This window comes from Cryobacterium sp. TMT2-14 (assembly GCF_004402465.1).
GTDB classification, from domain to species: domain Bacteria; phylum Actinomycetota; class Actinomycetes; order Actinomycetales; family Microbacteriaceae; genus Cryobacterium; species Cryobacterium sandaracinum.
The window spans coordinates 19676-41369 of record NZ_SOFV01000002.1 but is presented as its reverse complement, the minus strand read 5'-3'; the positions used below and the strand labels follow the sequence as shown (position 1 = coordinate 41369).

The 21694-nt window shown below is 67.8% G+C and carries 23 protein-coding genes and 1 tRNA gene; 4 read left to right on the top strand and 20 right to left on the bottom strand.

The window, feature by feature from the left end:
- From E3O28_RS01105 to E3O28_RS01095, 3 genes are all read right to left on the bottom strand, one after another.
- Positions 1 to 436 (bottom strand): hypothetical protein (locus E3O28_RS01105; protein ID WP_198411518.1); only part of this gene is annotated, 436 nt, incomplete at its 3' end.
- A gap of 276 nt (positions 437 to 712) precedes the next feature.
- Positions 713 to 1546: an inositol monophosphatase family protein gene (locus E3O28_RS01100; RefSeq protein ID WP_134415043.1), complete on the bottom strand. Its 834-nt coding sequence runs from the start codon at positions 1544 to 1546 to the stop codon at positions 713 to 715.
- Between the two features lie 31 nt (positions 1547 to 1577).
- Positions 1578 to 1659, bottom strand: a tRNA-Tyr gene (locus tag E3O28_RS01095).
- A 152-nt stretch (positions 1660 to 1811) separates the two neighbouring features.
- Between E3O28_RS01095 and E3O28_RS01090 the strand changes: the two genes are divergently transcribed.
- Together E3O28_RS01090 and E3O28_RS01085 are read left to right on the top strand one after the other, a co-directional pair.
- Complete coding sequence (locus tag E3O28_RS01090; RefSeq protein ID WP_104100715.1) at positions 1812 to 2828, top strand: LacI family DNA-binding transcriptional regulator; 1017 nt, start codon at positions 1812 to 1814, stop codon at positions 2826 to 2828.
- 25 nt (positions 2829 to 2853) lie between these two features.
- Complete coding sequence (locus E3O28_RS01085; protein WP_104100714.1) at positions 2854 to 3342, top strand: YajQ family cyclic di-GMP-binding protein; 489 nt, start codon at positions 2854 to 2856, stop codon at positions 3340 to 3342.
- Positions 3343 to 3468: 126 nt separating this feature from the next.
- Here E3O28_RS01085 and E3O28_RS01080 read toward each other — a convergent pair whose 3' ends face one another.
- The 12 genes from E3O28_RS01080 to ubiE all read right to left on the bottom strand — a co-directional run bounded on the left by E3O28_RS01080 (position 3469) and on the right by ubiE (position 14549).
- Positions 3469 to 4338 (bottom strand): type II secretion system F family protein, encoded by an 870-nt coding sequence (locus E3O28_RS01080; RefSeq protein WP_241972956.1) that lies wholly within the window; start codon positions 4336 to 4338, stop codon positions 3469 to 3471.
- A gap of 9 nt (positions 4339 to 4347) precedes the next feature.
- Positions 4348 to 5304, bottom strand: a complete 957-nt coding sequence (locus E3O28_RS01075) for a type II secretion system F family protein (protein WP_241972955.1) — start codon at positions 5302 to 5304, stop codon at positions 4348 to 4350.
- Complete coding sequence (locus tag E3O28_RS01070; RefSeq protein ID WP_134415042.1) at positions 5301 to 6785, bottom strand: CpaF family protein; 1485 nt, start codon at positions 6783 to 6785, stop codon at positions 5301 to 5303. The genes E3O28_RS01075 and E3O28_RS01070 overlap by 4 nt, the downstream gene beginning before the upstream one ends.
- Positions 6782 to 7789, bottom strand: coding sequence for an AAA family ATPase (locus E3O28_RS01065; protein WP_104100710.1), 1008 nt, complete (start codon positions 7787 to 7789; stop codon positions 6782 to 6784). Before E3O28_RS01065 ends, E3O28_RS01070 begins: the two co-directional genes overlap by 4 nt.
- Positions 7786 to 8523, bottom strand: coding sequence for a Flp pilus assembly protein CpaB (gene cpaB, locus E3O28_RS01060; protein WP_166784696.1), 738 nt, complete (start codon positions 8521 to 8523; stop codon positions 7786 to 7788). The genes E3O28_RS01065 and cpaB overlap by 4 nt, the downstream gene beginning before the upstream one ends.
- 8 nt (positions 8524 to 8531) lie before the next feature.
- On the bottom strand, positions 8532 to 9581 hold the full coding sequence (locus E3O28_RS01055) for a TadE/TadG family type IV pilus assembly protein (RefSeq protein WP_134415040.1): 1050 nt from the start codon (positions 9579 to 9581) through the stop codon (positions 8532 to 8534).
- Positions 9569 to 9913 carry a TadE/TadG family type IV pilus assembly protein gene (locus E3O28_RS01050; RefSeq protein WP_241972954.1) on the bottom strand — a complete coding sequence of 115 codons (345 nt, stop codon included), beginning with the start codon at positions 9911 to 9913 and terminating at the stop codon, positions 9569 to 9571. The genes E3O28_RS01055 and E3O28_RS01050 overlap by 13 nt, the downstream gene beginning before the upstream one ends.
- A gap of 180 nt (positions 9914 to 10093) precedes the next feature.
- Positions 10094 to 10288: a Flp family type IVb pilin gene (locus E3O28_RS01045; protein WP_104100708.1), complete on the bottom strand. Its 195-nt coding sequence runs from the start codon at positions 10286 to 10288 to the stop codon at positions 10094 to 10096.
- 384 nt (positions 10289 to 10672) lie between these two features.
- The gene (locus E3O28_RS01040) at positions 10673 to 11305 is read right to left on the bottom strand and encodes an A24 family peptidase (RefSeq protein WP_241972953.1); all 633 of its coding nucleotides are present in this window, start codon (positions 11303 to 11305) and stop codon (positions 10673 to 10675) included.
- 6 nt (positions 11306 to 11311) lie between these two features.
- On the bottom strand, positions 11312 to 12697 hold the full coding sequence (locus E3O28_RS01035; RefSeq protein ID WP_134415039.1) for an FAD-dependent oxidoreductase: 1386 nt from the start codon (positions 12695 to 12697) through the stop codon (positions 11312 to 11314).
- 23 nt (positions 12698 to 12720) lie between these two features.
- Positions 12721 to 13779, bottom strand: coding sequence for a polyprenyl synthetase family protein (locus E3O28_RS01030; RefSeq protein WP_134401040.1), 1059 nt, complete (start codon positions 13777 to 13779; stop codon positions 12721 to 12723).
- Positions 13780 to 13823: 44 nt separating this feature from the next.
- The gene (gene ubiE / locus E3O28_RS01025; protein ID WP_104100704.1) at positions 13824 to 14549 is read right to left on the bottom strand and encodes a bifunctional demethylmenaquinone methyltransferase/2-methoxy-6-polyprenyl-1,4-benzoquinol methylase UbiE; all 726 of its coding nucleotides are present in this window, start codon (positions 14547 to 14549) and stop codon (positions 13824 to 13826) included.
- A gap of 65 nt (positions 14550 to 14614) precedes the next feature.
- Between ubiE and E3O28_RS01020 the strand changes: the two genes are divergently transcribed.
- On the top strand, positions 14615 to 15847 hold the full coding sequence (locus E3O28_RS01020; protein ID WP_233191371.1) for an isochorismate synthase: 1233 nt from the start codon (positions 14615 to 14617) through the stop codon (positions 15845 to 15847).
- Between the two features lie 88 nt (positions 15848 to 15935).
- Here E3O28_RS01020 and E3O28_RS01015 read toward each other — a convergent pair whose 3' ends face one another.
- The 3 genes from E3O28_RS01015 to E3O28_RS01005 are packed head-to-tail and all read right to left on the bottom strand — an operon-like array spanning position 15936 to position 19066.
- On the bottom strand, positions 15936 to 16802 hold the full coding sequence (locus E3O28_RS01015; protein ID WP_134415038.1) for a PPK2 family polyphosphate kinase: 867 nt from the start codon (positions 16800 to 16802) through the stop codon (positions 15936 to 15938).
- Positions 16803 to 16851: 49 nt separating this feature from the next.
- The gene (gene menD / locus E3O28_RS01010) at positions 16852 to 18588 is read right to left on the bottom strand and encodes a 2-succinyl-5-enolpyruvyl-6-hydroxy-3-cyclohexene-1-carboxylic-acid synthase (RefSeq protein ID WP_134415037.1); all 1737 of its coding nucleotides are present in this window, start codon (positions 18586 to 18588) and stop codon (positions 16852 to 16854) included.
- Complete coding sequence (locus E3O28_RS01005; protein WP_134415036.1) at positions 18581 to 19066, bottom strand: PLD nuclease N-terminal domain-containing protein; 486 nt, start codon at positions 19064 to 19066, stop codon at positions 18581 to 18583. Before E3O28_RS01005 ends, menD begins: the two co-directional genes overlap by 8 nt.
- A 71-nt stretch (positions 19067 to 19137) precedes the next feature.
- Between E3O28_RS01005 and E3O28_RS01000 the strand changes: the two genes are divergently transcribed.
- On the top strand, positions 19138 to 19446 hold the full coding sequence (locus E3O28_RS01000; protein WP_134415035.1) for a DUF4229 domain-containing protein: 309 nt from the start codon (positions 19138 to 19140) through the stop codon (positions 19444 to 19446).
- On the opposite strand, the gene E3O28_RS00995 is transcribed toward E3O28_RS01000, so the two are convergent.
- On the bottom strand, positions 19423 to 20265 hold the full coding sequence (locus tag E3O28_RS00995) for a 1,4-dihydroxy-2-naphthoate polyprenyltransferase (RefSeq protein ID WP_241972957.1): 843 nt from the start codon (positions 20263 to 20265) through the stop codon (positions 19423 to 19425). The genes E3O28_RS01000 and E3O28_RS00995 overlap by 24 nt on opposite strands.
- Before the next feature lie 244 nt (positions 20266 to 20509).
- Positions 20510 to 21688 (bottom strand): AMP-binding protein, encoded by a 1179-nt coding sequence (locus E3O28_RS00990; RefSeq protein ID WP_206750110.1) that lies wholly within the window; start codon positions 21686 to 21688, stop codon positions 20510 to 20512.
- Between the last annotated feature and the right edge of the window lie 6 nt (positions 21689 to 21694).

Here is a 21694-nt window from a genome sequence, read left to right as displayed (position 1 = left end):
GGGGTGCCGGCGCGGTGGCGGCGGCCGGGTGAACGGCGGGCGCCAGGCGCTCCCGGGCCGATGCGCGGCGGGGGCGGGAGGCGGGCTGTTCCGCGCGCCGCTGCGCCCGGGTGGGGAAGGGGATCTCCGTGGACGTCGTGACGGCGGAGATGGCCGTCTGCAGCCGGTCCACGTCGGAGACCGGAGCGTCGGCGGCGGCCGGCGCGGCGATCAGGCGGTCCGAGTCAGCGATCGTCACGGACTCGAATTCGGGTTCAGCGAGGCTCGCGGCGACCAGAAGGTCGAGGTCCGGCGTCGACGGCCCGGCATTAGCGGGATCGGCGGCGGTCGGCGCGTCGGTGACCGCGGAGCCTGGAATGTCCAGCACCGGGACGGACATCCGCTCGCGCTCGCGCAGTTCGCGACGCGTGAGGGGCTTCGTTTCAGGGTCACTCACACCCGGCACCGAGGCAGCCGAGCTAGAGGAGTGAGGGAGCAAAGGATCGGTTCTTTCGGCGCATTGGACAAATGAGGATAGTCGTCTTGGCCTCAACCAAAGTAACGAATCAGTACAGGCTACCGCCCGGAGGCCGGTTATCCCTACTCTTCGAAGCAGAATGACACCCGAAAAAGGGGCACTGCCTCCGTTTCCGGCGATCTCCCCGGGCCGCCACGAGCACGTCGGTCACCGGTGTTTCCGCGGCATCCGTCTCGTTCGAAGCGGTTCAGTCGCCTACGCTTCCGCGTCGGCCATGAAGTCATCGAAAAGTTTGGCCAGAAGGGGTTGGCAGACCCGATAAAGGTCGGGAGCCCCGGCAATGAGCAGGCCCATACCCTCACGGTCGGCTCCGAAGCCACCGACTCGAGCGCCGGCCTCGCGCGCCACCAGCGCGCCGGCCGCGTGGTCCCAGGGGCTCAGCCCGCGCTCGTAATAGAGGTTCAACCGCCCGGCGGCAACCGAACACAAGTCGAGTGCGGCCGACCCGATGCGACGGATGTCCCGTACCTCGCCGATCAGGCCCCGCACGACGTCCGCCTGCCGCTCTCTTTCGGCCGCGCGATAGGAGAAACCGGTGCCCAGCAACGCCAGCGACAGCGGCACGTCCGTCGGCACCTGCAGCCGGCGGACGCCCAGCCATGCCCCGTCACCTGCTGCCGCGGTGAACAGCTCGTCACCGGTCGGGTTGTAGACGGCGCCGGCCAGCGTGGTCCAGGTGGCCGGATCGGGGTCACCCTCGACGACGGCGATACTAACCGCCCAGGCCGGAAAACCGTAGAGGTAATTGACGGTGCCGTCGATCGGGTCCACGACCCAGGTCAGGCCGGATGTGCCGCGGGTGGCCGCCGACTCCTCTCCTAAGAAACCGTCATCGGGCCGGGCGTCGGCCAGGAGAGCCCGAATCAGCGACTCGGCTTCCCGGTCGGCCAGGGTCACGACGTCCTCCGGGGAGGACTTCGACGCGGCGACCTGCACCCCGACAGTTCTCCGCCGGGCAGCCATTTGCCCCGCGGCGAGCGCGGTGTCCTGGGCGAGGCGAAGCAATCCGGCTGAGGCACGTGTGGTCATGGTGCAACGCTAAATGATGCGAAAGAGAGAGTGGCAAGTGAGGGATTCGAACCCCCGAAGTCTAAGACGGCTGATTTACAGTCAGATCCCTTTGGCCACTTGGGTAACTTGCCAGTACGCACCCGACCATGTGCAAAACACGTGACCGGAGACGCTCAGTCAGAATACAAGGTTTTGGTCCCCAGTGAGAAATCGGCACGTCCGGTACCTATCGGACGGTGGATATGATCGGAGATGACTCAACTTCATTCCCGATAGGAACCTCATGGTAGGCATCGATGACGTCGCCCGCCACGCGGGCGTCTCTACCGCCACTGTTTCGCGCGCACTCAGCGGCAACGGCCATGTATCCCCTGCCACCCGTTTAAAGGTCGAAGCATCCGCCGGGGAACTCGGCTACGTCGTCTCGTCCACGGCATCGAGTCTCGCCTCCGGCCGGATGAAGAACATCGGTGTCGTCGTTCCGTTCCTTGACCGCTGGTTCTTCTCCAGCGTTGTCGAGGGTGCGCAGAAATCCCTCTTGAAGAACGGCTTTGACCTCACCCTGTTCAGCCTGACCGGCGGCGGAGGCGAGCGCCGCATCGTGTTCAACCATTTCCTGCTGCGTCAGAGAGTGGATGCTGTCATCGCGATTTCGCTCGAACTGACCACGACCGAAGTCGCCACCCTGCACGCACTCGACAAGCCGCTGGTCGGCGTCGGCGGCCCGATCGAGGGTGTTCGCACGCTCACGATCGACGATGTTGCCGTGGCCAGGCTCGCCACGGAACATCTCCTCTCCCTGGGCCACACACGGATCGCACACATCGGCGGAAATGAGGACGTCGACCGGGACTTCCATCTTCCCACCAACCGCCGGGTCGGCTATGAGTTAGCCCTGACGGCAGCCGGAATCACTCCGGCTGCCGAATTGTTCAGGCCTGCGGACTTCACGATGAAAAGCGGCTACCAAGCGGCCATTCAACTTCTTGGCAACCCGCGCGGTCGGCCGAGCGCCGTATTCGCCGGCTCAGACGAGATGGCGATCGGAGTCATCCTTGCGGCACGGGACCTCGGCCTCGTCGTGCCACGGGACGTGTCCGTGATCGGAATCGATGACCACGAACTCGCGGACTTCTTCGGCCTCACCACGATCGCCCAGTTTCCGCAGGGGCAGGGCGAGAAGGCCGTCGAGATCCTGCTGGACCGGCTGCGTCCGGGCCAGAACCAGCTCTCGTCCCTGAACACCCCCATGCCATTCGAGCTCCTCGTGCGCTCCAGCACTGCCCGGCCGGGCGAATAGGCACCCACTGGGTACTATTGCAGGCATGGCAGACTCAACGTTCGACATCGTCAGCAAGGTAGACCCGATGGAGGTCGACAACGCCCTCAACCAGGCGCACAAAGAGGTCGCACAGCGCTACGATTTCAAGAATGTCGGCGCCTCGATCGAGATGAGCGGCGAAAAGGTGCTCCTGAAGGCCAACTCCGAGGAGCGCGTCAAGGCTATCCTCGAGGTCTTCGAATCCAAGCTGATCAAGCGCGGCATCTCCCTGCGCAGCCTGGACGCTGGTAATCCCTTCGCCTCGGGCAAGGAGTTTCGGATCGAGGCCTCGATGAAGGCAGGGATCGACCAGGAAAATGCGAAGAAGATCAATAAGATCATCCGCGACGAGGGCCCCAAGGGCGTCAAGAGCCAGATCCAGGGCGACGAGCTGCGGGTCAGCTCGAAGAGCCGCGACGACCTGCAGGCCACCATGGCCCTGCTCAAGGGCAAAGACCTCGACGTGGCCCTGCAGTTCGTCAATTTCCGCTAGGCCCACGCCTGCATTCACCAATTCGACGGAGATTTTGCCGATTTCGCCGCGGAAGTGCCTCAAAGCGTGTTTTTACAGCAGAATCTCCGTCGAATTCGTTAGGGGCGCGTTCGGCTCCGGCGAGGTTCAGGAGAACGCTTCGATCATGCTCAGCACGGCTGGGGTGAGCAGCACGATGAACAGCACCGGCAGAATGCAGAAGATGAGTGGGAAGAGCACCTTGACCGGGATCTTCATCGCCTTCTCTTCGGCGCGCTGACGGCGGCGCAGGCGCATTTCCCCGGCCTGCACCCGGAGCACGTCCGCGATCGCGATGCCGTAGGTGTCGGCCTGGATGACCGACCGGGTGAACCGGCGCAGGTCCGATGACGAGGTGCGGTCGCCGAGCGCCTGATAGGCGTGCGTTCGGGTGCGGCCGATGCTCATGTCCTGCAGGGTGCGGATGAATTCCTCCGCGAGCGGCCCCTTGCCGTTCGTCGCCGCCTTGGCCATGGCGGCCTCGAAGCCGAGGCCGGCCTCCACGGCGATCGTCATCTGGTCAAGGGTGTCGGCCAGGGCGTTCTGGATCTTCTCTTGTCGCTCCTGCCCGCGGCTGATCAGGAGAAGGTCGGGCACGAAGAAGCACAGAACCACAAGGAGCGCACCGAGCACGAATCGCGTCGGGACCGGGTCCCCGCTGATCCACAGGAGCGCCAGGAGCGCACCGGCGGTGCCCGCGAGCGGCTTGGCGATGAGGATCTTGTCGATGGTCCAGGCCGGGGGCCGACCGGCGAGCGCCAGCCTGCGGTCGAGCATCCCGAGGTACCCTCGGGGAGCTAGTTCGCGCATCGTTCGACCCCGTCTGACGCGCGTTGCGGTCGTCCCGACGAGGTTTAGACCTGCATCCCCGAGGTCGGTGATCGGCTTGCCAGCGCGACCGCCGACGAGGATGCCGACCAGGACCGCGAATCCGCCGGCAACGGCCAGCGAGGCAAGCATTGCGATGAGTGAAGGCACTGGATTCTCCTAGAACTTGACCTTGACGACGGCCATCATCCACAATGAGCCGGCGACGAGCAGGATGGCGGCGACGACCAGGGCGGCGATGCCCCAGATGCTGCCGAAGAAGCCGGCGAAGTAGTTCGGCTGCGTCAGCAGCAGAAACGTGAACACCCCGATCGGCAAGAGGATCAGCACCCAGGCTGACATCTTTCCCTCGGCGGCGAGCGACTTCACCTGGCGACGGATCTCGTTGCGTTCCCGGATGGTGTGGCCCACCCGGTCGAGCACCTCGGACAGGTTGCCGCCGACCTCACGGTTGACGGCGATCGCCTGCGCCACCCACTGGAAGTCCTCGCTCCGCATCCGGGTGGCGGTGTTGTCGAGAGCATCACCGAGGTCCCGGCCGATGCGAGTCTCATTCACGACCCGAGCCAACTCGTCCGCCGACGGCGACGGCGTCTCCTGGGAGGCCGCGTCCACCGCCCGCAGCAGGCTGTGACCGGCCCGCAGGCCGCCGGCCAGAAGCGCAAGGGTTTCGTCGAGCTGTTCCGCGAACTTTGCGCGACGCTGCCCCGCACGCACGTGAAGAAACGCCTTCGCGCCGATCGGGCCGAGCGCCGCGAAGGTCGCCAGGAGCGGTATCGCCCAGAAGGTGCCGTTTCCCAAGAGCAGGCCGGTCAGGGCCAGCACGGTCGACGTCGAGAGCACCATGAGCACGAAGCCGGACGGCTGCATCCGGATGCTGGCCTGTTCCAGTTCCTCCGCGGTGAACGGCGCGCGGCCGCGACGAAGGATCGCCCCCTCGATGGCCTCGACCGTGCGGTCGGTCACCCGGGTGAGGGTCGACGTGTCCACCGCGCCCGGCGCTCGACGGCGTTCCAGCGGCACCCGGGGCCGTGGTGGTGCGATCACCAGGAAGACGATCACGAACAGGGCGATCAGCGCGGCGGCGATTCCTCCGTAGAGGGCCAGCTCATTCATCTCTGGCTCCGGGTGACGAGGTTGGCCTGGAACACGCTCGGGGACAACGGAATTCCGAGGTCCCGGAATTTGTCGGCGAACCGGGGCCGCACGCCGGTCGCCACCGCGTGGCCGAGCAGGCGTCCGGCCTCGTCGACGCCGGCACTGTAGTCGAAGACGAAGGCGTCCTGCAGGGTGACGATGTCACCCTCCATGCCCTGGACCTCCGTCACGTGCGTGACCCGACGGGTGCCGTCCTTGAGTCTGGTGATCTGGATGATCACATCGATCGCCGACGAGATCTGCTCTCGGATGGCGCGCAGCGGCAGGTCCATTCCGGCCATCAGCACGAGGGTTTCGAGCCGGGCGATCGCGTCGCGCGGCGAGTTCGAGTGAACGGTCGAGATCGATCCCTCGTGCCCGGTGTTCATCGCCTGCAGCATGTCCAGGCTCTCGCCACCGCGGCACTCGCCGATCACGATTCGGTCCGGCCGCATCCGGAGGGAGTTGCGCACGAGGTCACGGATGGTGATCTCGCCTTTACCCTCAATGTTGGCCGGCCGGGATTCCAGCCGGATCACATGGTCCTGCTGCAGCTGAAGCTCCACCGCGTCCTCGATGGTGATGATGCGCTCATTGGAGGGGATATAGGCGGAGAGCACGTTGAGCAGCGTCGTCTTCCCGGTTCCGGTGCCGCCGGAGACGATGATGTTGAGTTTGGCCTTCACGCAGGCATCCAGCACCTGGGCCATTTCGGCGCTCAGCGTGCCGAAGCCGACCAGGTCGTTCACGGTGAAAGGTTCGCGCGCGAACTTGCGGATCGTGAGCGAGGAGCCGTCGACTGCGAGCGGCGGGATGATCGCGTTCACCCGCGAGCCGTCGGCGAGGCGCGCGTCCACCAGCGGCGACGACTCGTCGATGCGGCGCCCGACCTTCGACACGATGCGCTCGATCACCCGGCGCAGCTGGGCCTCGCTGGTGAAGCGGGCAGCGCTGCGGCTGAGGCGACCGTCACGCTCGACGAAGATCTGCTCGTGGCCGTTGACCATGATCTCGGTCACGCCGACGTCGGCGAGCAGTGCCTCCAGCGGGCCGTAACCGAGCACGTCGGCACCGATCTCGGCGATCAGCCGGGTGCGCTCCTCCGGACTGAGCGGAACCTGTTCGGCCGCGACGATGCTGCCGAGTTCGGCCCTGGCATACGAGTGCAGCTGTTCCTCACTCAAATTAGGATCGTTCAGGCGCGTGCCGATTCGACCGAAGAGTTCCTGTGCCGCCCGTTCCTTGAGTTCTGCCAGTGGGTCAAGCGGCGGCACCGGGATGGGCGCGGGTTCCGGAGCGGGAGCCTCTGCCTCCGGTGCAGCTGTGGCCTCGGTGGAGGGTTGAAGGGCAACGTCCGTCACCGCCCTCGATGCAGAGAGGTTGCCGTTGCCGGTCTTCTTGTCGAGCTTGTGCAGTGGACCATCGCGGCGTGCCGCCTCCACTCGGTCGGTCAGTTTCATGCGACAACCACCCTTCGATGCAAGCGACCGCGTTTGAGTGACGCGCTGGGGTCGAATCGGCGCACCAAGTCCGTGAGGGCAGCCGACGCTGGATTTTTCTTTCCGTTCTGGAGCAGCGGAATGCCACGATTCGTGGACAGCGTCACCAGGCTCGATCGGGGAACGGCGACGTCCACCGGCACACCGATCGTTGCCTCGACGTCCTTCACGCTCAGCCCGCTCACCCGGTCGGCGAAGTTCAACACGACATGACGGGCCGGCGGCATGATGCCGATGGTGGCGAGAACGGCGAGCTCCTTGCGCAGGCCGCGTGCACCCGGCACGGACATGTCGCAGAGGAATACGGCGTCTGTGGCAGCCTCGAGGGCGGCCAACGCGTGTTCACCCAGGCCGGGCGCCGTGTCGATGATCACGAACCGAAAGATCCCGGCGAGTTGGCGAATCAGGTGACCGAGCTGCTCGCCGGTGACCCGGTCCCCGTCGGCCGGCGACTCCGCGCCGCACACGACGTAGTAGCCGTCCGGATGCGGGGTGAGGTAGGCCTTGAGCACCATGGCGTCGTTGGCCGCGACGGCGGTGACGGCATCCGGCAGGAAGCGTCCGGGTGTCAGCGACAGGGCCATGGCCACGTCCCCGAACTGCACATCGGCATCGACGAGCACCACCGACAGCGGGGCCAGCTTGGCGAGGCCGACGGCCAGGTTGGTCGCGATCGTCGTCTTGCCGACACCGCCCTTGGCGGCCACCACCGCGATGGTCTGGCGCGGGATGACCTCCGGCTCCGGAGTCTCCTCGGTCGTGGGCGGATCGAGGGTGGGGGGTTCGAGGGTGGACGGTTCCTGCTCATCGGCTGCCGACCGGTCGTCGAGTGCGGTGACATCCGCTAGCCCGATCTCGCCCGAGCTGCCATCCCGGGCTTCGTCGCCGGGTCCGACGGCCGAGGCCGTCTGCGCTACCGACCCCAGCACCCCGTCACGCCAGGGGCTCAGTCGTGGGCGGCTCATTGGAACACGACGCTTCCGTCGACGACCGCTGAACCGGTCTCATCAGCCGTCTTCGGCTCGATGGTGAGCCACACGCTGCCGAATTCCTTGCCCCAAACCAACTTCTGGATATCTGCGGTCGGCCGAGCGAGAGTGACCATGACGGTCTCGGCTGCCTCGGCTGCCGCGTCCGCTCCGTCGGCAGGGGGCGTACTGGTTCCCTCGCGTACCGCGGTGACGAGCACCTTGTGGAAGACCTGCCTGCTGATTGGCGTGTCTTCGGCGCCGTCAGCGCCCTTGATGGTGGCGGAAATCACGACGCCGACGGTGTCGCCCGGCTTGATCGTGCCGCCGACCACCCGCTCGACGGGAAGGGCGATGCTGACCGCCTGCATTCCCTCCGGCAGTGCGACGTCTCCGCTGGCCGCCCGCGTGGCGGGCGTCACCCAGCGAGACTCGAGCAGCTGCTCGCCGGGCATCAGTGCGGTGTCCGCCACCAGGCCCTCCAGGTCGCTCAGCTTCGTCACCCGGCCCGGCACCGCGGCGAGGGCCGGGATCTGCTTCGCGGTGATGAGGTCGGTGATCGCGCTCGCCTCGGTGCCGGCTGGGATCTCATCGGCGACCAGGTAGACCGATACGAACTCGGCGCCGTCGGCTGCTCGCGCGTCGGCGCTGTTCACGTAACCGGTGAGCACGACGGTGCCAACGATGGCCAGAACGATCGCGAGGATCGCGCCAATGAGTCGGGTTTTCATTGCAGCTCCTACTTGATTAGGTTGACGCTGGTTGCGTTGAGTTGAGGCCCGCCCAGTCCGAACGCCCCGTCGATGGAGACCCATTTATTGAAGTAGCCCTGGATGCCGTTCCAGTTATTGCTCTTGTCGCTTTCATCGCAGGGTTTAGGGGCCTTGGGGTCCTTGGGAGCCTTGGGAGCTGTTGGGGCTGCGGCGGGGCAGAGCGGGGCCAGTGGATCGAGGACCTTGGTGGACGGGAAGTTCCAGCCGGTGATGGTGAACCCGGCAAAGGCGAAGATGCGATACTCGGCGTTGGTTCCCGTGCCACGAACGCGGTCATAGATCGGCACCAGCACCGTCGTGCCCTTGAGGCTTTCCAGCTTCGACTTGCAGTCGGTGTTCACACTCCCGCCGGCGTCGCTGCCCACCCAGAGCTGCCCGGCCGCGTCAAGGTTGAGACTCAAGTTGACGATCGCCACGCAGGCGTTGGCGTTGTCAAGCCAACCAAATCCCCCGGGGATGACTTCCTCTGAGGGAGCGTGCTTGCAGATCTTGTTGGTGTCGGTGCGGATGGTCACATGTTTGCCCGACGCCGCCAACGACTCCTGAAACTCGCACCAGGACAGCGCGAGCGCGAGCACGGGGCCGGACCCCGGGCCGCCCCACTGCGCCGTGGCGGTCGCGCCCACGGTCGTAGGGTCGACGCCGATGAACCGGGCGAAGGGGTGACTGATGGCCCCTGCATTGGTGCCGGCGACGCGGGTGCTGTCGGAGACCGTCACGGTCTTGCTAGCCATGCTGATGCTCGGTGCCAGCACGTTGGCGGCGCCGTCATTCGCGTTGTCGTTGGTGAAGCGCGCGGCGGCGCCGGCCGGATCGGTGCAGACACCGTCCTGGCAGTCGCGGGCGACGGCGAGGGCGGCGGCATCCGCGCCGTTCTGAAGCTGTGCGCGCTCCGCGTAGAGGGCCCCGACATCGACTGCAATCGCCACGAACCCCAGCAGAGGCACGAGCAGGATACCGACCATCACAGCGCTCGCACCGTGCTCGGAACGGAGCCCACGATTCAACCACCGCATAGCATGACTCCTTTGCCGGTCAGGGGAAGCGTGGTGCCGAAATAACCGGTCAGAAGTGACACGCTGTAGGTGATGGTGACCGTGACGGCCTGGTTGGCGGCACACGCCGCGGGCGTGATCGAGATCTGGCCGCCCGACATGCTCGGGCTGATTGACGGGGCGGCGGCGATGGCCGCGGTTTTGGCCGTCGACTGACTGTTGTGAATCGCCATGTTCCTGGCGCCCTCGCGGGCCGCATTGGACAGCGAAATCTGAATGTTGTAGAGCCGGCTGAACTCGATGAGGCCGAGCACCAGCAGCAGGAGAATGGGCAGCACGAGCGCGAACTCCACGGCGGCAGCGCCGCGTTCGCCTCGTCGATGGAGGAAACGCATCATTTGGTGGCCCCTTCGGGTAGGCCTGGCGTTGCGGGTGAAAGTCGGGGGTGAGTGCGGGCGGCGGCGGCTCGTTTTGGCAAGCCACCGCCGGCGCACGGGGTTCTGGCGGATCATGTTCCGCCGGGCACGCGTCGGTTAGCCGGGGGTGCCGCCGAGGTCGACCGCAACGCCATTGAACATCCCCGTCAGGGCGAGGCCGATTGCGCCGACAGCGCCGATGATGACGACGGCGATGAGCGAGACCATGAGGCCGTACTCCACTGCGGTGGCGCCCTCTTCGTCGGTGCGCAGGCTGTTCATGAGGGCCTGAATTTTGGTGTAGAACTTCATCTCGGGTTTTCCGTTCTGTGTGGGCCGGCCAGGTCGGCCGAGCGAATGACCACAAGCTACGTTCGTCGAGAAAACCTCACTACGCCCCAAAAGGGGGGGTCCCTGTCTTAGGGGTAGCTGAATGAGCGCTAGATGAAATCCGAAAGCGGCGTGACAATGACCCGCGACGTGGGCTTGTCGCGAGCGAGGCCGTCATTCGGGTTCGGGCCGGTCAGTTCGAGTGGCTCAGGGAACCGCGCGGGAGGTGTCTCCGGGCGCGCCGCGGGCAGGAAGATTCGGGTACACAGGTACTCCTCGGGTGAAGCGAACTCGCCGTAGGGTCGGTGACAGCGTCACCGTAGCCCCGTTTCAGCGAACGTCCTGGCCCCCGCCGGGGGGGAAAATTCAGGCAAACAGCACGCCCAGGAAGGCCCCGGCGAGCATGGACGGCCCGAACGGGATGGAGCCCCGCAGGGTCACCCGGCGAAGCGTCAGGGCAACCAACGAGACCAGGCCGCCGATCAGGAAGGCGCCGAAAGCACCGACGAGAAACGGGGTCCAGCCCAGGTAGCCGAGCGCAAGGCCGATCACGGCGGCCAGCTTCACGTCGCCCATGCCAATGCCGCCGGGCGAGATCAGGGCGAGCACGAGATAGAACGCGAACAGCGCGGCACCGCCAAGGAAGGCCCCGAGCAGGGCCTGCCAGGCCCCGGATGCCGCCGCCGCGAGCGTCAACAGTATCGGTAGCACGATCAGCGAGGGGTAGACCAACGCGTTCGGCAGACGCTTCTCGTTGATGTCGACGACGCTGAGCACCACGGCAATCAGTGCCAGGTACAGATACGCCGGCAGCTCCCACCCGACCCCGAACTCCCACACGACCAGGGCGACCAGCAGGCCGGTCGACACGGTCACCGCGGCACGCACCGGCCAGGCGAAGCGGCGGCGGATGCGCAACATCCGTTCGACAATCCCGGTCAGGAAAACCCCGAGTGCGGCGCCGATCAGACCGGCGACAATCGACAGCCAGGGCGCCACGCGCGTCTACCTCACGCCGCGGGAAATCGTGACCATCTCGTCGCGGGGAACCACCTTGACCCGCACGCGACCCTCGTCGGAGCCGAGCGCGAGCTCGTGCTGATCGAGCCGGTGCCAGCCGTCGAGGTTCGTGTATTGCACCCCTCGCTCGTCGAGCAGGTCCACGATGCTCTGCTCCGAGGGCGACTCCGGGCGCCACCAGTTGCCGAGGTCGTTGATCAGGTGCCGCACGGTCTCCATGGCGTCGGACTTCGTGTGCCCGATCAGCCCGACCGGTCCGCGTTTGATCCACCCGGTCGCGTAGACGCCGTACAGCTGCGTGTTGGCGCTCTTCGATCCGAACGATGGGTCGCCCTTCCAGAGAACCTGCCCCTCCCGGTTGGGGATCACGCCGTGCTTCCTGTCGAAGGGAACGCCCGGCAGCGGCGACCCGAAGTAACCCACGGCGCGGTAGACGGCCTGGATCGGGAGCTGGCGGATCTCGCCGGTGCCGACGACGCCGCCCTGCCCATCGGGGGTGGTGCGTTCGTAACGGATGGCGCCGACCCGGCCCTCGCCGTCGTTGACGATCTCTACGGGCTTGGCGAAGAAGTGCAGGTGCAGGCGGCGGCTGGCCGTGCCGGCCGGGCGCTCCCGCCACTTGTTCAAAACCTTGTCGATCACGAAGACCTGCTTGTTGCTGGCCACGGCGTCCCGCGCGGCATCGTCGTAGTCGAAGTCCTCGTCGTAGAGGACGATGTCCACATCGGGCAGGTCGCCGAGTTCCCGCAGCTCCAGCGGGGTGAACTTCACGGAGGTCGGTCCACGGCGGCCGAACACGTGCACATCCGTCACCGGCGATGCCTTGAGTCCCTCGTAGACGTTCGTCGGAATCTCGGTGCTCAGCAGGTCGTCGGCGTGCTTGGCGAGCATACGTGCGACGTCGAGCGCCACGTTGCCGTTGCCGATGACGGCAACCTCCTGGTCCTCCAGCGGCCAGGAGCGCGGCACGTCGGGGTGCCCGTCGAACCAGCTCACGAACCGGGCGGCCCCGTAGGACCCGTCCAGGTCGATGCCCGGGATGTCCAGGTCGGCGTCGCGCACGGCCCCGGTCGCGAAGATGACGGCGTTGTAGTGCTTCTTCAGATCGTCGAGGGTGATGTCGATACCGAACCGCACGTTGCCGAAGACGCGGATGTCGCCGCGGTCGAGCACATCGCGCAGGGCCGTGATGATGCCCTTGATCCGGGGGTGGTCCGGGGCGACGCCGTAGCGCACAAGTCCATAGGGTGCCGGCAGGTGGTCGAACAGGTCGATCGAAACCTCGAAGTTCCGTTCCGCCTTGAGCAAGATGTCGGCGGCGTAGATACCCGCAGGTCCCGCGCCGACAATGGCCAATCGCAACTTGGTCATGGAAGCCTTTCTAGCTTGATCGTCTAACTGGATCGTTCAACGATCGTGTCGGCGAAACGGGTGAGGGCCTTCTTGACCGAGCCGTCCGGCAGCGGGGCGAGGGCTTCGACCGCGTCATGCGCCCAGCCGTGCGCCTCGGCGAGGGTCTGCCCGGTCACGTCGTGCTCGCGCAGCGCGGTGATCGCGGAGTCCGCCGCAGCGGTCGCGACGCCGTTGCTGGCCATCACGTCGCGTTCGAGGCGTTCGAGCAGGGCGGCGGCGTCGTCGTCGTGCGGGGCGCGCTCGCGCAGGCGCAGCAGCGGGAGGGTGGCCACCCCGGCGCGCAAGTCGGTGCCGGGCACCTTGCCGGTCTCCTCCGGCTGCGGGGAGAGGTCAAGCACATCGTCGATGAGTTGGAAGGCGACGCCGATCTTCTCGCCGAACGCGATCACCGGCTTTTCGAACTCGGAGGGGGCGTCGGAGAAGATGATGCCCGCCTGGGCGGCCGCCGCGATCAGCGACCCGGTCTTGTCGGCGAGCACCTGGATGTAGTGCTCCACGGGGTCCTGGCCGGGCTGTGCACCGACGGTCTCGTGCAGTTGGCCGAGCACGAGGCGCTCGAAGGTGTCGGCCTGCAAACGGATGGCCCGTTCGCCCAGCCGTGCCATCAGCTGGTTGGCGCGGGCGAAGAGCAGATCCCCGGTCAGGATCGCCACCGAGTTGCCCCACACGGTCTGCGCGCTCGGCACCCCGCGGCGTTTGTCCGAGTCGTCCATCACATCGTCGTGGTAGAGCGAGGCCAGGTGGGTGATCTCGATCGCGGTGGCCGCGGTGATGACGTCCGCGTGGTTGCCGCTGCCGAGGTGGGCGGTGAGTAGCGCCAGCATGGGGCGCACGCGCTTGCCGCCCGCGTTGAGCAGGTAGCGGCTGGTGACGTTCGCGATCTCGTCGGCAAAGGTCACCTCGGCGAGCAGACTGGCCTCGACCTGGTCGATTCCCCCGTCGATGCCCGCGGCGAGGCCACGGTCCTGGGCGGTCGAGAAAATGCGATCGCTGAGGCCGAGCTGGCTCGTCACGGATGAGCCGCGACGGAACAGGGGCATGCTCGGTTTCACTCTGTCAGCCTAACGATCGGATCTGGGAGGATTCAAGACGGTGCGTTTGACGCATCCGTCGGCTTGATGCCGCGATGCAGTGCCACGATACCCAAGGTCAGGTTGCGGTAGGCGACGGCGTCGAAGCCCGCCTCCCGCAGCCAGGCACTGAGGGTCTGCTGATTCGGCCAGGCCGCGATCGACTCGCCCAGATAGTCGTACGCCTCCGCGTTGGAGGACGCGAGCTTTACGATCATCGGCATCACGCGAGTGAGGTAGGCGAAGTAGCCCAGCCGGATCGGTGCGAACGGCGGCGTGGAGAACTCGCAGATCACGACGCGCCCCCCAGGCTTGGTCACCCGGTAGAACTCGGCCAGGGCCTTCTTGGGCTCGACCACGTTGCGCAGGCCGAACGAGATGGTCACGGCGTCGAACTCGTTGTCGGCGAACGGCAGCGCGGTGGCATCGGCCTGAACGAACTCGACCTGCGGATTGTCCGCGTGGCGTGAACGGCCGACCGCGATCATGCCCTCCGAGAAGTCGGCGGCCACAACGTGCGCGCCCGTCTTCGTCAGCGCGACGCTGGACGTGCCCGTTCCGGCGGCGATGTCGAGGATGCGTTCGCCGCGCCGGGGGTTCACGGCGCGGGTCGCGGCCATCCGCCACAGGGCCGCGTTCCCTACCGAGAGAACGGCATTCGTGCGGTCATAATGGGTGGAGACCTGATCGAACATGGCAGCGACCTGCTCGGGCTGCTTATTGAGGTCTGCTCTACTCACTCCCACAGTCTAGATTGCCCGCGGACACGCCGGGCTCTCCACAGCCTCTGGCATAGGCTATGCAGGTGAATGCTCAGGCTCTAACGGTTGAAACCACCCCCATCGCCGACATCCGCCAACTGATTCTTCTGCTCGACACCCGAGCACCGCTGCTCTGGATGCGGCGCAACCAGGGTCTGGCCGGCATCGGCACGGCCCTGCGGCTCGAGTTCTCCGGAGCGACCCGGCTGACGGATGCCGCCACCGCCTGGCGCGACGTCGCGGCCGCCGCCACCGTGTCCGACCCGATCGAAAGCACCGGCACGGGCCTGCTCGCTTTCGGAGCCTTCGCCTTCGACGCCTCCTCGGCCCAGACCAGCGTGCTGATCGTGCCGCAGGTCGTCATCGGGCGCGACAACGGCCGATGCTGGGTGACGCGCATCTGGCCGACCGGCACCACGCCGCCGGAGATTCCCCTGGCTCGCCGTCCTCTCGGCACCGAATACCGCATCTCCCTGCTGCCGGGCGCGCTACCGCCCGCCGGGTACCGCGACGCGGTCGGCGAAGCCGTGTCCCGCATCGCCTCCGGAGACCTCAACAAGGTCGTGCTGGCCCGCGACCTGGTCGGGCGGCTGCCAGCAGAATCCGACCTGCGCCGCGCCGTCAGCGAGCTGGCGCTGGGCTACCCCGACTGCTGGACCTACGCGGTCGACGGCCTCGTCGGCTCCAGCCCGGAGACCCTCATCCGCGCCGACCACGGCGAGGTCAACGCCCGCGTGCTCGCCGGCACGATGTCGCGGGGCGCGGATGCCGCCTCCGACCTGGAGGCAGCCCTCCAGCTGGCCACCTCCGCCAAGGACGGCGACGAACACGCCTTCGCGGTGCAGAGCGTGCTGGCCTCGCTCCGCCCGCACACCTCTCACCTCATCACCAGCGAGATCCCGTTCACCGTGAAGCTGCCGAACCTCTGGCACCTGGCAACGGATGTCGAGGGCACCCTGAGCGACGGATCGAACTCGCTCGACCTGATCGCCGCCATGCACCCGACGGCCGCGGTCGCCGGCACGCCCACCGGGACGGCGCTCGCCCTGATCCGCGAACTCGAGCCGTTTGACCGGGGCCGTTACGCGGGCCCGGTCGGCTGGGTCGGCGCCGACGGCGACGGCGAGTGGGCAATCGCCCTGCGCTGCGCCCAGGTCAGCCCCGCCGGCAGCGTCACGGCCTACGCTGGCTGCGGCATCGTGCTGGACTCCGAGCCCGAGCGCGAGCTCGCCGAAACCCGCATGAAGTTCCGCCCCGTCGTGGAGGCCTTCGGCTGAGAAGCCTCCGCAGACTCCGCTCAGCGAGGATCCCCGCTCCGGTCGAGAGTGGCCGCTCCGCGGGCCAGTCTCGACCGAACGAACACACTCAGGTCGCGGCGAGGCGAGCCTTCTCGACCTCGACGTCGAAGGTCGCGGACGGCCAGGTCAGGTCGAGGCGCTGCAGGGCGTCGATCAACAGGTGCTGCACGGCCAGGCGGGCGTACCACTTCTTCTCGGCCGGCACTACGAACCAGGGCGCGGCAACGGTCGACGTACGTTCGAGGGCGAGCTGGTACGCCTCCTGGTAGGCGGCCCACTGCATGCGTTCCTCGATGTCGCCCGGGTTGTACTTCCAGTGCTTGTCCGCGCGTTCCAGCCGCTCGGCCAGGCGCTCCTTCTGGTCGTCGGAGCCGATGTGCAACATGACCTTGACGATCGTCGTGCCGGCGTCGACGAGTTCCTGCTCGAACCGGGTGATCAGGCCGTAGCGCTCCTCGATCTCCGCCGTCGGGGCCAGCGCGCGTACGCGGCCGACCAGCACATCCACATAGTGTGAACGGTCGAAGACCCCGATCAAGCCGGCGTCGGGCAGCCGTTTGCGCACCCGCCAGAGGAAGTCGTGGGACCGTTCCACCTCCGTGGGCGCCTTGAACGCGTACAGACGGATGCCCTGGGGGTCGACAGCGCCGACGACGTGGCGCACGATGCCGCCTTTGCCGGCCGTGTCCATGGCCTGCAGCACGAGGAGCACGCGGCGCGGGTCGCCGGACCGGCTGTTCGCGAAGAGCATCTCCTGCAGGTCCGACAGCACGCCGGCCCCGGAGGCCAGCGCTTCATCCGCGCTGTCCTTCTCCACCCCGTCGAAGCCGGGCGTCGAGGCGGGGTCCACGCCCGCGAGCCGGAACCCCGGCGTCACCCGCAGCAACGCCCTCGGTTCCCCGGCCCAGAATTCCTGCTCACTGCGTTCAGCCACGGTGCACCCTTCGTTGCAGAATCAGTGTCCCGCAGACGCCCCGGCAAACCTAGCGAACCAGCGGAACCTCGAGGATGCTCGGCCCCGCATGCGGCGCGGTCAGCGCGCGCTCGAGGTCACTTCGGGTGGCCGCCAGACCGTATGACCAGCCGTAGGCGGCGGCGAGGTTGGCGACGTCGGCCTGCTGCGGGGTGAAGAGAACCCGGTTGATGGCGTCGGCGCGGGCGGATGCCGCCACCTCCAGACCGTCGAAAATGGTGCCGCCGCCGTCGTTGCCGACGATGATCTGGAGCCGCGGCAGCGCCTCCCCCGGGGTGAGCAAGAGCGACCCGACATCGTGCAGCAGGGTGAGGTCGCCGACCACCAGGCGGGTGACGCCGGTGGACTGCGGCGTCGGACCGGTCTGGCTGGCCAGGGCGATGCCGACGGCCGTGGCGACCGTGCCGTCGATGCCGGCCAGGCCGCGGTTGGAGTGCACGGAGATCTTCTTGCCGGGAACGCGGCGGTCGGCCACCCGCACCAACCGGGAGGCACCGAAAACGAGACGGTCGTGCGGCCAGGAGGCGCGCCAGACGGCGTCCACGAGCATGGGCCGGGTGACCGGCGCGCGCATGGCGGCCAGCTCTTCGCGGGTGATTCCGCGATCACCGATCGGGATCGATTCGCGGGCGGCTCCCGCGGCCAACAGGTGCCGGCTGGACATCACCCAGCGGCCCAGCCATTCCCGCCCCTCGGGGCTGCCGGCCGCTGCGATGGCCACGGCGTCTGGGGCGGCGGCGCGGGCGAATACGCGCACCCGGTTTCCGGGGTTGAACCATTCGGTGCCGGTGGGAGCCACCACAATGGTCTCCACACCCTCGCGGACGATCATGGCCGGCACCTCACGGCTGAGCGTCGGGTGACCGAACACGACAGCGCGCTCGACCCGCCCGCCGAGGTCGGAGGCCAGCAGCAACTCGCGGTAGGCGGAGACGAGGTTCGGGCCGAACCGGGCGCCGCTGCACACCTCGGCCAGCAGCGGCCAGCCGCCGGTACGCGCGAATTCCTCGGCCTCGGGGCCGGCGCCCGTGCCGGCGATGACCACGGTACGCGGTCCGCCCGTGACCGGGAAGACCGGTTCGGTCGGGGAAGCGTCCACGACGGGCGCGGCGAGCACCGCGGCCGACTCGGCGAGTCCGACCGGGCCGGAGATCGCTTCGGGAGTCAGCGCCACCGGCGCCGACAGCGGCTCCCGGAACGCCAGGTTGAGCTGCACCGGGCCCGGATCGAGCGAGGTGGCGCCGGTGGCGGCATCCGTCGCCCGTCGGGCCAGGGCAATGGCGTCGGCGTGCTCGCCGGCCGCACCCTCCGGTGCGGGCGCATCCACGCACAGGCGCGTCGCCACACCGAATAGACCGGGCTGCACGGTGGTCTGGTTCGAACGGATGCCGCGCAGCTCGCTCGGCCGGTCGGCCGTCAGCAGGATCATGGGCACCCCCGAGTGGTGCGCCTCGAGCACCGCGGGGTGGAGGTTCGCCACGGCCGTGCCCGAGGTGCAGACGACCAGCGCCGGCCGGCCGGCCTCGACGGCTAGGCCGAGAGCGAGGAAGCCCGCGCCGCGCTCGTCGAGGCGCACGTGCAGCCGGATCAGCCCGATCCGCTCCAGTTCGGCGGCGGCCAAAGCAAGGGCCTGCGACCGGGCGCCCGGGCTGAGAACCAGGTCGCGCACGCCCAGACGCACGAATTCACCCAGGAGAGAGAAGCTGAAGTCTGAGGCCGGGCTACCGCTCGACGCGATGTCAGGCATCCCGCCGGCCAGGCAGGTCGCCTTCGCCCGGCTCGGATTTTTTCGGCTCGAACCCGGCTTGGCCGTTCTGGCCGGCCTGACTGCCCTTACCGCCCTGACCGGTCGTGCCGGAGGTTCCTGTCGTGTCGGTGGTTCCTGCCGCACCGAGGTCCCGGGGATCCGGAGCGTCGAGGTCGGCAAGCTCCTGCTCGAGAGCACGAAGTCGTTCCTGGTCGGACGTGGCCCGGTCCAGACCCTTGAGGAAGTCGATGTCGTCGTCGGGGGCGAACGATCGCACGATCTTGCCCGTGCTGGCACGGCCGCGGCCGATCAGCAGCCACAGTACCGGCCCGATCACGGGAATGAGCACGATCACGAACATCCACACCCAGCGTGGTAGCCCGCGAACCCGGGATCGTTGCAGGAGCGCGCAATCCACCAGCGCGTAGACGGTGAGGACGACGACGACGACTCCAAGAGCGAACCACAGGCGAACCATTTCCACAGTGTATGGCTCCCACCCGTGAGATCGGTGAGTGAGCGCACAGCCCGGCGATCTAAACTGTGGCCATGAATGTTGTTCCCGCCTGGGTGTCCTATTCGGTCTTCCGCGTGCTCCTGTTCGCCGTTCCGCTCGCCGTGATGCTCTTCCTCCGGATCGAGTGGTGGCTTGCCGCGATCGCCGCCGCTGTGATCGGAGCCTCGCTCTCCTTCATCTTCTTGCGGAAGCCTCGCGAGAAGGTCGCGCTGGGCCTCTACCAGGCGCGGCACCCCGATACGGAGCCGGCGCACCCCGACGCCGTGTCCGAGGATGCTGCCCTCGACCGGGCCGATGCGCGGGCGGCCGATGCCGACCTACAGCGCGAACGCGAGAGCTAGTAGCAGCCCGTAGGCCAACGCCGAGACGCTGGTCAGCTTGAGGGCCAGCACCAGTTCGGTCGAGGTCGTCGCCGTCACCGTGATCAACCCGGCCGGCACCGCCAGCAGCAGCACGAAAAACGTCAGCCAGGCCAGCGGGTAGAAGACCGCGAAGAAGGCGACGATCGCGAACGCCAGCAGCAGGAACAGGCAGAACACGACGCGCGACGCCATGCTCCCGATCAGCACCGCGAGGGTGCGTTTGCCGGATGCCCGGTCCGGCTCCAGGTCGCGCAGGTTGTTGACCATCAGCACGGCCATGGCGATCAGGCCGATCCCGACACCGCTCAGCCAGCTTTCGGTGTTCACGGTGCCGACCTGCACATACGTGGTACCGACGGTGGCCACAAGGCCGAAGAACACGAAGACGAAGACCTCGCCGAGACCGAAGTAGCCATACGGTTTGCGTCCGCCGGTGTAGAACCAGGCCGCAATGATGGCGAGGACACCCACCAGCAGCAGCCACCACTGACCGGTCAGCACCACCAGGGTGAGGCCGGCGAGCGCGGCGAGCGCGAAGAATGCGAGGGCCACCGTGAGTACGGCACGGGGCTGGGCGGCTCCGCCGCCGGTCAGCCGGGCCGGGCCGATCCGGTTGGCGTCAGTGCCGCGGATACCGTCGGAATAGTCGTTGGCGTAGTTCACGCCGATCTGCAGGCACAGGGCCACGATCAGGGCGAGCACCGCTCGTACCGGATGGAAGACGCCGGGGCCGCTCACGACGATCGCCGCACCGGTGCCGAGGGCCACCGGTGCGATAGCCAGCGGGAGGGTGCGCAGGCGTGCTCCGGAGACCCAGTCTCCTGCCGTGGCCGGTCCGGTTCGCGCCGGGCCGCGGCCGGCGGGGGCGTTCCGCCGGGCCGGGTTGCCCGACCTCCCGTTCCGGGCCGCCGAAGAGGTCGCTGCCGAGGGATTCAATCGCTGTTGTGAGGGCCTGACCGGCCGCGCTCCGTGTGCCACGCCTTCATAGTACGTGCCGGTGGCTCGGTGGCTCGGTGGCTCGGTGGCTCGGTAGCTCGGCAGCTCAGAGATCGGCGATCATCCGGCCCAGGGCAAGACGGTCGGGTTTGCCGGTGGAAAGCTGCGGGATCGACGCGACCCACACGAGGCACGCGGGCCTGGCCGCCTTGCCCAGCACGGATGCCACGGCTTCCCCGATTCTCTCGAGGGAGTCCTCGGGGAGGCCGGCCGCACCGGGTTCCGCACCGGGTTCCGCCGGCACGACCAGCACCGGGACCTGGCCCCACGTGACGTCGGGCCGCCCCACCGCCACGGCCTCGCCGAAGCCCGGCAGCGACCGGACGACCCGCTCGACCGCGTCGAGCGACACCTTCTCGCCGCCGGAGATGATCACGTTGTCGGCTCGCCCGAGCACGCGCACGAGGCCCGTCGCGGCATCCACCTCGCCCAGGTCACCCGTGCGGTACCAGCGTCCCCCGTGCACCTCGAGGAAGCGGTCGCTGGTGCGCGGGGGGTCACCGAGGTACCCCTCGGCGAGCACGGAGCCCGCGATCTCCAGCTGCCCATCGACCACGCGCACCTCGGAGTTGCCGATCGGGGTGCCGTTGTAGACACAACCGCCGGAAGTTTCCGACGAGCCGTAGGTGGCGAACACGTGCAGGTCGAGGTCGACGGCCCGCTCGGCGAGCAGCGACGGCAGCGCTTGGCCGCCGACCAGAATGCCGTCGAAGCGGCGTAGCGCGGCCAGCAGATGAGGGTCGTCTGCGGCCGCGGCGACCAGCCGGGCCAGCTGCACCGGGACCAGGGCGGTGAACCGCAGCGGCTCGGTGAGGCGCCCGGCTGAGGCGGCGAACACGGCCGGGTCGAAGTGGCCGCTCGGCAGCACGACGGGGACGGTGTCGGCCACGATCGAGCGCACGAGCACCTGCACCCCGGCGATGTAGTGCACGGGCAGGGCCAGCAGCCACTGACCGGAGCCGCCGAGGCGCACGCTGGAGGCGGCGGCGCTGCTCAGCAGGGCGTCGGTGCTGAGCATCACGCGCTTGGGCACACCCGTCGATCCGGACGTCTCGATCACCACGGCCACCTGACGGGGCACGCGCACCAGGCTCAGCCGCCCGGCGGCCTCCTGCCGGCCGGGTACCGGCAGCACGGCGTCGCCGGTGTCGGCCAGCGCGAGGCGCAACGGGGTCATCAGGTCGAGCGGGTCACCGACCGGCACCACCCTCAGCCGACGGAACATGGTCGC